Origin of the sequence: Bradyrhizobium sp. Bra64, assembly GCF_024519875.1 — a bacterium.
Lineage (GTDB): Bacteria > Pseudomonadota > Alphaproteobacteria > Rhizobiales > Xanthobacteraceae > Bradyrhizobium > Bradyrhizobium japonicum_G.
The window spans coordinates 304,561-316,911 of sequence record NZ_JALJRD010000006.1 but is presented as its reverse complement, the minus strand read 5'-3'; the positions used below and the strand labels follow the sequence as shown (position 1 = coordinate 316,911).

Here is a 12,351-nt window from a genome sequence, read left to right as displayed (position 1 = left end):
CTCGATCACGGCATCGCAAACCGCAGCGTCTTGCCGCCGCTCGACATGTCCACCGCACCAAAGCCGGTCGCCGCGAATCCGCGCGCGCCGCAATCTGTCTGCTCGTTGGTCTCGAACTTGGTCTCGCGCGTGCAGAGCTGCCTGTCGCCGCCCCAGTTCAGCGGCTTGTCCTTCAGCTTGATGGCGCGGTTGTCGGCGTCGATGGCTTCCGCGAAACTGAAGATCTGTTTCGGCTGGCCGGTCACATCGGGGTGCAGGCAGGTCCTGGGGTCGATGCGATACCAGCCGCGGCTCGTCACCGACTTGCCGTCGTCGGTGGCGACCGCGGCCATCACCTTGTGCGGCGTGTCATTGCACCAGGTGAGGCCGGTCGCGGAGGGCGTCTGCACCGCGTCGACCATGGTCTTGAAGAAGTTCGGCGACGACACGATGTCCGACGGCAGTCCGCGGCTCTTCAGGAACGCAGCCAGCGCGCCTTGCGTCTTCGGTCCGTCGACGCCGTCGATCGGCGCGGCGTCGTAGCCCGCGATCACCAGCAGCCGCTGGATGCCGGCGAGGCGCGCCTGCTCGTCGTCATATTCGGAATCCTCAGCGAGATAGGCGACGAGATTGCCGTCGGCGCCCTGCGTCGGCGTGATCTGGGTGAAGGCAGCCTGGGTCTGGCCGCTGCGGCACTGCCGCGCGGCCGCGATGACGAAATTGTCCTGCGCGACGCACAGCGTGTCGCTGCCGTTCTGCGGGATCGGCGAAGCGCCGTAGACCCCGAGCGCGCGGGCGTTGAGCAGGATGCGGTCGGCGGAGAGCGTGCCCTGCACCACCACGCGGCAGGTGGCTGGATCGATCCTGAACCAGCCGCGCGTCGCGGTCGCCGCCTTGTCGTCGATGCCGATCGCGGCCTCGACGACATAGGACATGCGGTTGCAAATCTTGAGGTCGGCGAAGGCCGGCGCGGAGGAGAAGACGAACGAGACGGCTGCGGCAGGCAGCGTCATCAAAAAGCGCGCCAGGGCCGGGCGGCGGTGCCGCTGAGCTCTGCGCCCCGCCATGACGTCTTTCGTTGTCCGCTCCTGCTTTAGCTCTTGCCTCACTTGTGGATCAGCGTTCCCGTGCCCTGGTTGGTGAAGAGCTCGAGCAGCACCGCGTGCTGCATCTTGCCGTCGATGATGACGACGCCCTCGACGCCCTGCTCGAGCGCGTAGATGCAGGTCTCGACCTTCGGGATCATGCCGCCGGAAATGGTGCCGTCGGCGATCAGCTTTCGCGCGTCCTTGACCGAGAGCTGCGGGATCAGCTTCTTCGACTTGTCGAGCACGCCCGGCACGTCGGTGAGCAGCAGCAGGCGCTTTGCCTTCAGTGCGCCGGCAACCGCGCCGGCAAAAGTGTCGGCGTTGACGTTCAGCGTCTGGCCCTCTTTCGAGGTCGCAAGCGGCGCCAGCACCGGGATCAGCTCATAGCCGATCAACTGGTTGAGCAGCGTGAGGTCGACCTTCTCGGGGTCGCCGACGAAGCCGAGATCGATTGCTTTCTCGATGTTCGAACCCGGATCGATGATGGTGCGCGTCGTCTTCGACGCCTTCACCATGTTGGCGTCCTTGCCCGACAGCCCCACTGCCTTGCCGCCGGCCTCGTTGATGTAGCCGACGATCTGCTTGTTGACGGAACCGGCCAGCACCATCTCGACGATCTCGATGGTCGCGGCGTCGGTGATGCGCAGGCCGGCCGCGAATTCCGAGACGATGCCGAGGCGCTTGAGCATGGTCGCGATCTGCGGCCCGCCGCCATGCACGACCACCGGGTTGATTGCGGTCTGCTCCAGCAGCACGATGTCGCGGGCAAAGTTCTTCGCGGTCTCCTCGTCGCCCATGGCATGGCCGCCATATTTGATGACGATGGTCTCTTCGTCATACTGCTGCATGTGCGGCAGCGCTTCGGACAGGATGCGGGCCTGGTCGAGCGGGGAGATTTCGGTCATGAGGCGGATCTCGCTGGCGGGACTGACGGGCGGCGTTCTATCCGATTGGCGGCCTCGGCGCAAAGTGCTCTTCTGCGGAGGGTCACCATAGCGCGTCGAAGACGCGCGTAATCGCGCTTTGGGTGCCGCACCGCGTCCGGGACACGAACGCTACTTATTCGCCGTCACCGCCGCCAGTGTCACCGCCAGCCAGCTCCCAATCATCACCGTTCCGCCGGTCGGCGCCGCATAGGGAAACAGCGAGTGCCCCGCATATTGCCGCAAGGTGAGGTCGCCTGCGAACAGCGCGGCGCCGATCACGAAGCCGAACGCGGCGATGAGGCCAATTCCGTCGTGCAGAAGGCCGCGCGCGAGCAGGGCTATGGCGGCGAGTATGGCGGTTGCATGAAACAGCAGCATGGCGCTGGCGGAGGCAAGCCGGCTGGCGTCGCCGCCATGGGCGGAGGCCGCGGCCAGCGCCACGCCGGCACTGCCCATCAAACCGGCAAGCCCGATCAGCAGGCGAGGTGTCGCCGTCACTTGGTTCGCTCCTCCAGCAGCTTCGCCATCGCGGCGCGCAAGCTCTCCATGCCGGTCGAGCTCCGCGACGAGGTCGCGAGCACGTTCGGGAATGCGGCCGGATGCTTGGCGAGCGCAGCTTCGGTCTCGGCGATGCGCGACGGAAGCTCGGTGGCCTTCACCTGGTCGGTCTTGGTCAGCACGATCTGGTAGCTGACCGCGGAGCGATCGAGCGTCTTCAGGACCTCGAGATCGACGTCCTTGAGGCCGTGCCGCGCGTCGACCAGCACATAGACGCGCGCGAGAGAGGCGCGTCCCAGCAGGAATTTGTGGATCAGCTCGGTCCAGGATGCGACCTGGCTCTTCGGCGCCTTGGCGTAACCGTAGCCGGGCATGTCGACAAGGCGCAAATCGGTCTTGCCGGGGACCTCGAAGAAGATCAGCTCCTGGGTGCGGCCCGGCGTATGCGAGGTGCGCGCGAGCGCGTTGCGCCCCGTGAGCGCGTTGATCAGGCTGGACTTGCCGACGTTGGAGCGCCCGGCAAAGGCAATCTCCAGCCCTGCCATCGGCGGCAGCGTTTCGATCGAGGGCGAGGCCCAGATGAACTGCCAGTCGCGCGTGAACAGCTTTCGCCCGGCCTCGATCAGCTTCGCATCTTCGTCGTCGGTCATGCGAAGGCTTTCTGTTTCCTCACGTCATTGCGAGCGAAGCGAAGCAAGCCAGACTTTCCTGTGGAAACAGTCTGGATTGCTTCGGAGCTTCGCTCCTCGCAATGACGGGCGCTACGTCGCCTTCTTCGCGAACGTCGCCTTGAGATTGTCGAACAGCTCCACCTTCACGCCGTTGCGGCGCATGATGAAGCTCTGCTGCAGCACCGAGAGCGTGTTGTTCCAGGCCCAGTAGATCACGAGGCCCGCCGGGAAGCCCGCCAGCATGAAGGTGAAGATCAGCGGCATCCAGTTGAAGATCAGCTGCTGGGTCGGATCCGGCGGCGTCGGGTTCAGCTTCATCTGGAACCACATCGTGATGCCCATGATGATCGGCCAGATGCCGAGCGCGAGGTAGTGGCCGAACAGCGGCAGCGTGGTCGGATCGAACGGGATCAGCCCGAACAGGGTGAACAGGTTGGTCGGATCGGGCGCGGAGAGGTCCTTGATCCAGCCGAAGAACGGTGCGTGCCGCATCTCGATGGTGACGAACAGCACCTTGTAGAGCGAGAAGAACACCGGGATCTGGATTACCACGGGAAGACAGCCGGCGACCGGATTGATCTTCTCCTTGCGGTAGATCTCCATCATCTCCTGCTGCTGCTTCACCTTGTCGTCGGGATAGCGCTCCTTGAGCGCCTGAAGCTGCGGCTGGACCGACTTCATCTTCGCCATCGAGGCGTAGGACTTGTTCGCCAGCGGGAAGAACAACAGCTTCACGATCACGGTCACGAGCAGGATCGAGATGCCGAAATTGCCGAAGAAGCGGTAGAAGAAGTCGAGGCCGAGGAACATCGGCTTGGTGATGAAGTAGAACCAGCCCCAGTCGATCAGCAGATCGAAATGGTTGAGGCCGAGCTCCTTGTTGTAGCCGCCGAGGCCGGCGAACGGGAACACACCGACGACGCCGGCTTCCTTGGCACCGGCGAACAGCCGCGCGCTCGCGGTCGCGGAGCCGCCGATCGCGACGGTGACGGGATCGAGCAGATAGTCGGTCTGGTAGGTGTGGACGTTGCCGACCGGGTTCGACGAGAAGCGCGCCTGAAGCTGCGCACTGGTGTCCGGCAGCAGCGCCGAGGCCCAGTACTTGTCGGTCATGCCGAGCCAGCCGTTGGTGGCCTTGAAGTTCACCGTCTTGGATTCGTCGATCTTCTTGTAGGCGTATTCCTGCAGGCCATCGAGATAGCCGATCAGGCCTTCATGCAGGATGTAGTAGCCGGAGACATGCGGCGTGCCGTGACGCGAGATCAGCGCGAACGGATAGAGCGTGACCGGCGCGTTGCCGACATTGCTCACCTCGTCCTTGACGGTGAAGAGATAGTGGTCGTCGACCGCGATGGTGCGGCGGAAGCTGAGGCCCTCGCCATTGTCCCATTTCAGCACCACCGGCGTCGTCGGCGTCAGGCTGCCGCTGCCGTCCTGCTGCCAGACGGTCTGCGCGTCCGGCAGTTTCGCCGTCACGCCCGTCGCCGGCACCCAGCCGAACTCGGCGTAATAAGGCTCCGCCGTGCCCGAGGGCGAATAGAGGATGATCGGCGGCGATTTCGGGTCGACCGTTTCGCGGTACTGCACCAGCGCCAGGTCGTCGATGCGGCCGCCCTTCAGCGAGACGCTGCCGGCGAGCCGCGGCGTGTCGATCTTCACGCGGGGGCTGGCTGCAATCGCGCTGTCGCGCGCAACCACCGGCTGGGCCTGCTGGTTCGCGCTCGGCGTCGACGGCTGGGCCGTGCTGCCGGCCTGCGGGGTTGTGCCCGGCGTCGCGGAGGCCGTCGGCTGCGGCGTGGTCTTCTGCAGCTCGGCCTGCGTCTGCTGCAGGGCGCGCTGCTTCTCCATCGCCGGCACGTTGTAGAAATATTGCCAGGCGATCAGCACCAGGCCGGACAGAATGACGGCGAGGATGGTGTTGCGATTGTCGGTCATCATTCTCTCGTCATCAATCCGGTTTGCGGCCTGTCGCGGGGCCCGGCCTCTGGCCGCGCCCCTTGGCCGTATGACGCAGGGGCCGTGTGAACGCCATGCGCAGATCGTCGAGCATGGTGGCGAAGTCGCGCGAGAGCGCGTCCCTTCGGCCGACCAGCACATAATCATGATGGGGCTGTATCGATACCGGATCGAGCCGCTTCACGAGTTCGCGAAGCCGGCGCCGGATGCGGTTGCGCTCGGGGGCGTTGCCGTTCTTTTTGGTAACGGTGAAGCCGATCCGGATCGGGCCGTCGTCATCGCGGCGGCGGCTTTGCAGGACGAACGCGGCGCTATTCACCCGCGCGCCATTGGCAACGGCGAGGAAATCCGCTCGCTGCCTCAGCCGATCCATGATGAAATCCCAAAAGGGTCAGGCTCAGGCGCTCAGACGCTTGCGGCCGCGGGCGCGGCGGGCGGCGAGAACCTTGCGGCCACCGGCCGTGGCGAGACGGGCACGGAAGCCGTGGCGGCGCTTGCGCACCAGTTTGCTGGGTTGATAAGTCCGCTTCACGGGTTTTTCTCCGCTGACCGGGCAATTTGCCTGTAGAATTAAGGGTAAAGTCCGGAAGATGCGGCCCAAACGGGCCTTTTTCGGCCCCAAGAGAGCCGCTCCCGGCGTCACACCGGGTCATCGCGGACAATTTGGCCGGCTTATAAGCGAGCGCCTTCTTTTCGTCAACGCCGCACTAAGCGCGCGATTCCGGTGAATATCGCTGTTTGTGCGGGGTTTTTAACCCTTGAGGTGGCGACTCGCGATATCCGGGCTTACATCCCACCTTGGCAGATGAGCGATCTGTAATTTGACCGGGCCGGGGGTGGGCCGCATCCTCATGTCCGCCAAATCCTTGACCGGGCCAAACCCTATAAACCGGCAAAAGGCAGCGAGGGCGAATTTCGTGGCAGCGACAGACTTCCAGCCGGTCCAAGATCAGGATCAGCGGGACCCGCCCGCGGCGCGGCCGCGCGGGCCTGCCGGGCTGGGGCTGTCCGGCAAGCTGCTGCTGCTCACCGTCCCCCTGGTGATGATCGCAGCGGTCCTGCTCTACGTGCCCGCCATCGCCAATTTCTGGGTCAACCGGCTCAACGACCGGGTCGCTGCGGCCAACACTGCGGCGCTGGTGCTCGATGCCGCGCCGCTCGGCATGGTTCCCGATTCGCTGTCGCGCCAGATCCTGAAAAGCATCAATGCCCGCGCCGTCGCCATCAAGATGGGCCAGCAGCGCCGGCTGCTCGCCAGCGACAATCTTCCTGCAGCCATCGAGCATGACATCGACCTGCGCGACATGACGGCATGGGAGGCGATCACCGGATCGTTCCGGATGATGCTGGAGACCGGCAACCAGGCCATCCGCATCGTCGGCCCCGGCGTCGGCAACGCCCAGTTCATCGAGATCGTCACCGACGAGCTGCCGCTGCGGCAGTCGATGTACCGCTTCTCCCGCAACGTCGTGGTGGTCGCGCTGATCATCGCGGTGCTGACCGCGGGCCTCGTCTATCTCGCCCTGCATTATCTCTTCGTGCGCCCGATGCGGCGGCTGACCGCGAGCCTGGTCGGCTTCCACGAAAACCCCGAGAGTTCGGTGGGGATCATCGTGCCGAGCCAGCGCAGCGACGAGATCGGGGTCGCCGAGCGCGAATTGTCGGACATGCAGCGCGACCTGATGTCGATGCTGCATCAGAAGAGCCGGCTTGCGGCCCTCGGCCTCGCCGTCTCCAAGATCAACCACGATCTGCGCAATCTGCTGGCCTCGGCGCAGCTCTTGTCGGACCAGCTCGCCAGCGTGCCGGATCCGCGGGTGCAGCGCTTCGCGCCGAAGCTCGTCCGTTCGCTCGAGCGCGCCATCGCCTTCTGCCAGTCGACATTGTCTTACGGCCGCGCCCAGGAAGCCGCGCCCGACCGCCGCATGATCCTGATCGAGCCTGTCGTGCTGGAGGTCCGCGAGACCGCCGGCCTTGCCTCCGATGCGGCGATCGTCTGGGTCGCCGCGATCGAGCGCGGGCTCGCCGTCGATGCCGATCCCGACCAGCTGTTCCGTGTGCTGCTCAACCTCGTCCGCAACGCCGCCCAGGCGCTGGAGAGCCATGCGTCGGCCGAGGGCGGCGCGCAGCAAATCCGGATCACGGGAAAACGCGAGGGTGCCGTCGCCATCCTGGAGGTCTCCGACACCGGCCCCGGCGTCCCCCAGAAGACCCGGGAACATCTGTTCGAGGCGTTCCAGACCTCGGGGCGCCCCGGCGGCAGCGGGCTTGGTCTGGCCATCGCCGCCGAGCTGGTCCGCGCCCATGGCGGCGACATCCATCTGGTCGAAGGCACCATCGGCGCCACCTTCCGGATCGTCATCCCCGACCGCCCCGTGGAACTCCTCTCCATCCGCAACGAGCGGCAGAGGGCGTAGAGCATGATCCGGAAAAGTGCGAAGCGGTTTTCCGAAAAGATCATGCTCAAACAATAACCTAAAGCGCGATGACTTTTCATCCCGACCCTTCGTCGCGCTTTTGTCGGCCAGCGGCCGAGCGCGCAAACTGTCATTTCCCTGCAAAATCTCCCTCACCCGGACCTTGCCAATCGGGGCAAGAGCGGTTAGTCAGAGCGCTCTTTCGCACCCCCTCCGGCGTCGCCGGGGGCTGCCTGCGGGCCAAGCCCGCGCTGTTTGCGAAAAACGCGCCCGTAGCTCAGCTGGATAGAGCATCAGACTACGAATCTGAGGGTCGGACGTTCGAATCGTTCCGGGCGCGCCACTTCGGTACAAAACTGGGCACTCCAAAACCTGCCGTTTTTACGCTTGAGGCAGCGACGAGCGTACCCAGAAGCACGCTTTTCGATCCCATGATGCGAACTTCTTTCGCGTCCACTTCCACGCGCTGGGCCAGAGCACGGAGGTGATCGCGGCGGTAGCCGCCCGACTCGGTCCGCACGCGCCTGCGGGCCTGGCGGGCGAAGGTTTTAAGCGCCTGGGGTGTGATGCTTGGCCCGGCTCGATCAAGCGCTCCCTCGGCCCGCTCTGCGTCAGCGCGGGCCTGGTCGCGGACGGACTTCAGCTCGGCCACGCGCTCCTTGAGCATCGGGTCGGAGACGTCAGCGACTCCGTTTTCAATCGCGTCGTACAATCGCTTGAGTTTGGCTTCTGCTTCGGCTGCGCGCTTGCGCAATTCGGCGATATGCGTCGTTCGGCGCTCGGCGCGCTCTTTCCGGCGATGGAGGACGATCGAGAGGATTTGCTCGAGACGTTTGGGCTGCAACAGGCGCTGCTCGATGTGCTCGACCACTACATCGTCGAGCTTTTCCATCGGAACGGTGCGACCCTTGCAGCCGGTCTCTCCCTGCCGGGCCTTGGTTGAGCAGGTGTAATACCTGTATCTCCCACTCTTCCCGGTCCTCAGCGTCATTGCTCCGCCGCAGGCAGCGCAAAAGCAGATGCCGGTAAGGAGGGTCGGCCCGCTGACGACGCGCGGCGCACTCATTGCGGGGCTGCGCGTTTTGAGCAACGCCTGGACGGCCTCGAACTCGGCGGCCTCGATGATCGGCGGGACCGTCATCTCGACCACCTCGGCCTCTGGCTTTCGCTCGCGTGTTTTCCAATATTTGGCGTTGAAGCGATGGCGGCCGATGTACGTCGTGCGCGTGAGCACCTTGTGCACGGCATCGACGCCCCAGCGTCCGCCGTCGCGGGTTCGGATGCCGGCTTCGTTCAGATGTATGGCAATCGATTTGACGCCCATTGCGCCCGAAGAGCCGTTGCCTTCGCGCGCCAGGCGATAGATCAGCCGCACGGTCTCCGCCTGGATCGGGTCGATCTCCAGCGTCTTCTTGGTGCGATGGCCGCGCTGCTCACTGGCTTCCACGATACGGTAGCCGATCGGCGGCAGTGCGCCATTCCAGAAGCCCTGGCGCGCGTTCTCCTTCATCGCTCGCAGCGTGTGCTTGGCATTCTCCTTGGACTGGTATTCGTCGAAGAGTGCCATGATCTGGCGGATCATGTTGCTCATCGGATCATCGCCGAGATCCTGCGTGATCGACGCCAGGCGCACGCCGTTCTTGGCAAGCCGGCGGACATAGAACTCAAGCTGGAACTGGTCGCGGAAGAAGCGGCTGAAGCTGTGGACCAGGATCACATCGAACGCCGGTGGCTTGGCCGTGGCCGCGTCGATCATGCGTAAGAATTCGGGCCGCCGATCGTCCGTCGCCGATGCGCCGGGCTCGACGTACTCGGCGATGATCTCCCACCCGCGCGACGCGCAATAGCCCTTCGCCTGGCGGCGCTGGTCCGGGATGGAGAGATCACTGTCGGCTTGCCGCCCCGTCGAGACCCGCAGGTAGAGAGCCGCCCGAACCGCCGCTGCCATGGTGATGTCCCCCTTCAGCCGTCTCCAAATAGCTCGTCGAACAGGTCGCCGAACCAAGCCTCAAAGACGGCGATCTCGGCTTCAGCAACCGGCACGTCTTCCGGCCAGTCATCCGTCACCGTCCATGTCACCGAAGTGCGCTTCGCTCGTCGCCGGCCAGGACGCGCGGGCGTCACTGCATAGTCGTAGAGATCGTCGCATTGCGCGTTGGTCGACACGCGCCGCTGCGATTCTTGAGAGCGAGCCATGGCGCCATTGTGGCAAGCCTGGCCGATCCACTGAACAGCCGAAGTGCGCGCCACATCACGCTGCGGTGCTCCGACCTCGCGCTTCGTCTGCCGCGTGAGCGCAATCGCGCAGAGCAAGCCATGATCGCATGGCAGCAAAGAGCCGGGCCATCGGAGCGCAGTCAAGGCCGCAAGCCGGCGGAGCCGGTCGCGCGCAGCGCGAGCCTTGACGGCGTTCCGTTGGTCCGGCAGCGGCCTCCCATGCGATCATGGCGGGCATCCATGCCGAGCCTGCGCAAAACGACGCTACGCTGCGAACGATGGCGCTCGGAACGTTGATTTTGAATGCCTTCTCGGTTCGAACGGCACCAGGCCGCCTAACACGGTGCCGCTGCAGTGCCATCCAAAACAATGTGCAGACAAACACTTACGACCCCCGACGGCCCGGAGCGACACCGTCGCTTTTATCTAGCCGTCCTATTCGGACGAGATTTGCGCCCTAGCTCTCGGTCGGTTGATGTCGGGTATTGTCGATAGCGGACGAGAAGGCGGACTCGGCAATATCGACGCGAATGATCCGAAACGGGCATTAGCAGCGAGAGGTCAAGTGGCATTTGCAACGACTACGGCCTCACCGATGATCTTGCCTTCCCACAAATAGAAGGCACCGACAGCCCGAAACAAAGGCGCGGAGTCGGGTGAGAGGAAAACAACTCCGAGGCGGCGCGACTCGCCGGGCGACATCGACAAACCACCCAAGAGCAATCGACAATCCCTCGCGTCAAAATCATCGGGGCGAAGCTTGCAAGGGCAACCAAACCAATCACCTACTATCGGAGAACTGCGACCACCGGCAGAGGTCGCATAGAGCTTAACGTCAGCGATCAATTCAGGATGCATATATCGATCCAGTGAGGCCACTCAATTGGCTGCCTCTTCCATATCACAGCCATGTCGCTTTGTGGCCCGACTGCGAAGTTCACCTCTCCTCTGGAGGCCGGTTTGTGGGGTAGTCCGGGAGTCGCTGACCTTTGGCCCGGCCGACGCGATTGACCCGGGGCAGACTCGCGCGCTCCAGAAAGGACGACGCACTCCACGCTGGCGGTTAGCTCCACGTCTAGCCTCGCAAAGGCTGGCTAGGGGAATTGATGTAAGTTGCCCCACCCAGCCCAAACCCGGGGCTTCAGTTGTAAAGCGAAGTTATCGAGGCGCAGTGGCGGCGCGAAAGTCGCTACCAAAGCCTCTTGTTGCGCGCTTGTGATAATCCGGATTGATTCCGCGTCGCGAAGTTCGAACTTCGCCAATTCGTGGCCGTTCACTATAAATAGCGTCGTGATCTTTCCATATGACGGGACGAGGCGACAACGGATCGTGATCTCCGCTCGAACTGTCGTAAACTCAAGCGTATTGTAGACCCAAGGATCGCCGGGAGTGAGTACGGTCGGTTCACTCTCAAAAAAGGCGAGGAGTTCATGGTCTGGCGGAAATTCACGGATCACACGGGAAGCCCTTGGCGGTCTAATTGTTCTAGCCCGATCAAGTAGCACAAGGCGACCTCGTCAACCAGCAGATCGGCGTCACCGAAATGTCGCTATATGGCCCATCGCGCCGTTCCCGCGATTTGATCGAAATGGCGGCAGCCGAAGGGTGACCGGACCACCGGCGAAATCGGGCGGACAGCCGCTCATGAGGCGTAGCGCAGGATCGTGAGCCATCGCAGATTTGGCGATTGCGGCGTATCGCTGGCTCTGGAATCATAGCGCCACGGCGAAGCAGTAGTGCCCATCTTCATCGGCCGTGGCGCGCCATTTCTCCACTTTGTGCCCCTTCTTGGCTGCATCTACTGCGCTGGCCGCAATGTCGCCGAGCCGATCGAGCACATTCTCCGATCCAAATCTTTGACGGAAGGCAGAGGCCAAAGGGGCTCGCGCTGCTTTTCGACGGCCGCCGCGTATTCGCGCTTGATCCCTTGACCCGTACGTTTCGCAACGGGCGTTTTCGCCCGAAAGCTATTGTGGCTCGGTTGGCTTATCCCGCTCATGGCTTTCGGCTTCAACGGCCGCGCACGCGTCCATGCCATGGCATTTGCTTGAGTAATACCGAGCGCTCGCGACGATCGAGCAAACGATCACCACGGAAAGCAGCAGGAAGATCATCCACCGTCGATTCGACATTTCATGACCTTCTGCAGTGAGAGCCTTCTACGCCAGCGCGGCCGCTTGTCCGGCCAACCGAGGCGAAAGGAGTGGGGTGCCGAATCAAATCAGGCCTTTGGCTTCGCCTTCGGTCTAGCCTCGCGCTCAAGCCGCTCGGCTTTGAGGCGTTTGAGGTTCTCCCGAAACTCAGGAGTGGCTTGGCTGTCCGCTATGGTCTGCCTCGCCCCCGTCGGATTGAGGCTCCGTCGATCGACTTCGTCCGCAATCTGTTGCTCGGCCGACCGCGTAGGCTTGATCATTTGCTTTTTGCTTTCAGATCGATATCCACCAACGAACGTGGCGTCCATCAGTTCATTTCGATTTGGACGGGCGCGTCGGACGTTCTGGAATTCCCCGGATCCTTTGACGAGCCGCTTACGGCTGACTTGGCCGCTTGAGGTAGCTGTGGAGTCCGTCAGATCGTCTGCCTGCGAGCTCTTAACCTG

11 protein-coding genes and 1 tRNA gene are annotated in these 12,351 nt (G+C 63.6%); 2 read left to right on the top strand and 10 right to left on the bottom strand.

Translation table 11 applies throughout. The features are described from left to right. Nucleotides 1–5: 5 nt before the first annotated feature. The 7 genes from NR187_RS20385 to rpmH all read right to left on the bottom strand — a co-directional run bounded on the left by NR187_RS20385 (nucleotide 6) and on the right by rpmH (nucleotide 5,650). Nucleotides 6–992 (bottom strand): DUF1036 domain-containing protein, encoded by a 987-nt coding sequence (locus tag NR187_RS20385; RefSeq protein ID WP_211382369.1) that lies wholly within the window; start codon nucleotides 990–992, stop codon nucleotides 6–8. Between the two features lie 92 nt (nucleotides 993–1,084). Beyond that, complete coding sequence (gene argB / locus NR187_RS20380) at nucleotides 1,085–1,972, bottom strand: acetylglutamate kinase (protein WP_211381056.1); 888 nt, start codon at nucleotides 1,970–1,972, stop codon at nucleotides 1,085–1,087. Nucleotides 1,973–2,122: 150 nt separating this feature from the next. Beyond that, complete coding sequence (locus NR187_RS20375; RefSeq protein WP_211382370.1) at nucleotides 2,123–2,449, bottom strand: DUF423 domain-containing protein; 327 nt, start codon at nucleotides 2,447–2,449, stop codon at nucleotides 2,123–2,125. Nucleotides 2,450–2,487: 38 nt separating this feature from the next. Next, nucleotides 2,488–3,141: a ribosome biogenesis GTP-binding protein YihA/YsxC gene (gene yihA / locus NR187_RS20370; RefSeq protein ID WP_211381057.1), complete on the bottom strand. Its 654-nt coding sequence runs from the start codon at nucleotides 3,139–3,141 to the stop codon at nucleotides 2,488–2,490. 111 nt (nucleotides 3,142–3,252) lie between these two features. After that, nucleotides 3,253–5,097, bottom strand: coding sequence for a membrane protein insertase YidC (gene yidC / locus NR187_RS20365; protein WP_211381058.1), 1,845 nt, complete (start codon nucleotides 5,095–5,097; stop codon nucleotides 3,253–3,255). A 13-nt stretch (nucleotides 5,098–5,110) separates the two neighbouring features. Beyond that, the gene (gene rnpA, locus NR187_RS20360; protein WP_211381059.1) at nucleotides 5,111–5,491 is read right to left on the bottom strand and encodes a ribonuclease P protein component; all 381 of its coding nucleotides are present in this window, start codon (nucleotides 5,489–5,491) and stop codon (nucleotides 5,111–5,113) included. Between the two features lie 24 nt (nucleotides 5,492–5,515). Continuing rightward, on the bottom strand, nucleotides 5,516–5,650 hold the full coding sequence (gene rpmH / locus NR187_RS20355) for a 50S ribosomal protein L34 (RefSeq protein WP_008542748.1): 135 nt from the start codon (nucleotides 5,648–5,650) through the stop codon (nucleotides 5,516–5,518). A 385-nt stretch (nucleotides 5,651–6,035) separates the two neighbouring features. On the opposite strand from rpmH, the gene NR187_RS20350 reads away from it, so the two are divergent. Together NR187_RS20350 and NR187_RS20345 are read left to right on the top strand one after the other, a co-directional pair. Continuing rightward, nucleotides 6,036–7,535: a HAMP domain-containing sensor histidine kinase gene (locus tag NR187_RS20350; RefSeq protein WP_211381060.1), complete on the top strand. Its 1,500-nt coding sequence runs from the start codon at nucleotides 6,036–6,038 to the stop codon at nucleotides 7,533–7,535. A 266-nt stretch (nucleotides 7,536–7,801) separates the two neighbouring features. Then, nucleotides 7,802–7,878 (top strand) — tRNA-Arg (locus NR187_RS20345). Here the strand turns inward: NR187_RS20345 and NR187_RS20340 are convergent. The 3 genes from NR187_RS20340 to NR187_RS20330 form a co-directional block, all read right to left on the bottom strand. Continuing rightward, nucleotides 7,834–9,483 carry a recombinase family protein gene (locus tag NR187_RS20340; protein WP_256807393.1) on the bottom strand — a complete coding sequence of 550 codons (1,650 nt, stop codon included), beginning with the start codon at nucleotides 9,481–9,483 and terminating at the stop codon, nucleotides 7,834–7,836. The two genes, NR187_RS20345 and NR187_RS20340, sit on opposite strands and share 45 nt — an antisense overlap. 14 nt (nucleotides 9,484–9,497) lie before the next feature. Further along, nucleotides 9,498–9,848 carry a hypothetical protein gene (locus NR187_RS20335; RefSeq protein WP_256807369.1) on the bottom strand — a complete coding sequence of 117 codons (351 nt, stop codon included), beginning with the start codon at nucleotides 9,846–9,848 and terminating at the stop codon, nucleotides 9,498–9,500. Nucleotides 9,849–11,973: 2,125 nt separating this feature from the next. Continuing rightward, nucleotides 11,974–12,213, bottom strand: coding sequence for a hypothetical protein (locus tag NR187_RS20330; protein ID WP_256807368.1), 240 nt, complete (start codon nucleotides 12,211–12,213; stop codon nucleotides 11,974–11,976). Nucleotides 12,214–12,351 lie beyond the last annotated feature (138 nt).

What these genes read in the sequence shown, in the direction of transcription:
- argB (WP_211381056.1), bottom strand. Translation starts at nt 1,972, where the DNA reads ATGACCGAAATCTCCCCGCTCGACCAGGCCCGCATCCTGTCCGAAGCG.
- NR187_RS20340 (WP_256807393.1), bottom strand. Translation starts at nt 9,483, where the DNA reads ATGGCAGCGGCGGTTCGGGCGGCTCTCTACCTGCGGGTCTCGACGGGG.
- NR187_RS20375 (WP_211382370.1), bottom strand. Translation starts at nt 2,449, where the DNA reads ATGGGCAGTGCCGGCGTGGCGCTGGCCGCGGCCTCCGCCCATGGCGGC.
- NR187_RS20330 (WP_256807368.1), bottom strand. Translation starts at nt 12,213, where the DNA reads ATGGACGCCACGTTCGTTGGTGGATATCGATCTGAAAGCAAAAAGCAA.
- yihA (WP_211381057.1), bottom strand. Translation starts at nt 3,141, where the DNA reads ATGACCGACGACGAAGATGCGAAGCTGATCGAGGCCGGGCGAAAGCTG.
- rnpA (WP_211381059.1), bottom strand. Translation starts at nt 5,491, where the DNA reads ATGGATCGGCTGAGGCAGCGAGCGGATTTCCTCGCCGTTGCCAATGGC.
- NR187_RS20385 (WP_211382369.1), bottom strand. Translation starts at nt 992, where the DNA reads ATGACGCTGCCTGCCGCAGCCGTCTCGTTCGTCTTCTCCTCCGCGCCG.
- yidC (WP_211381058.1), bottom strand. Translation starts at nt 5,097, where the DNA reads ATGACCGACAATCGCAACACCATCCTCGCCGTCATTCTGTCCGGCCTG.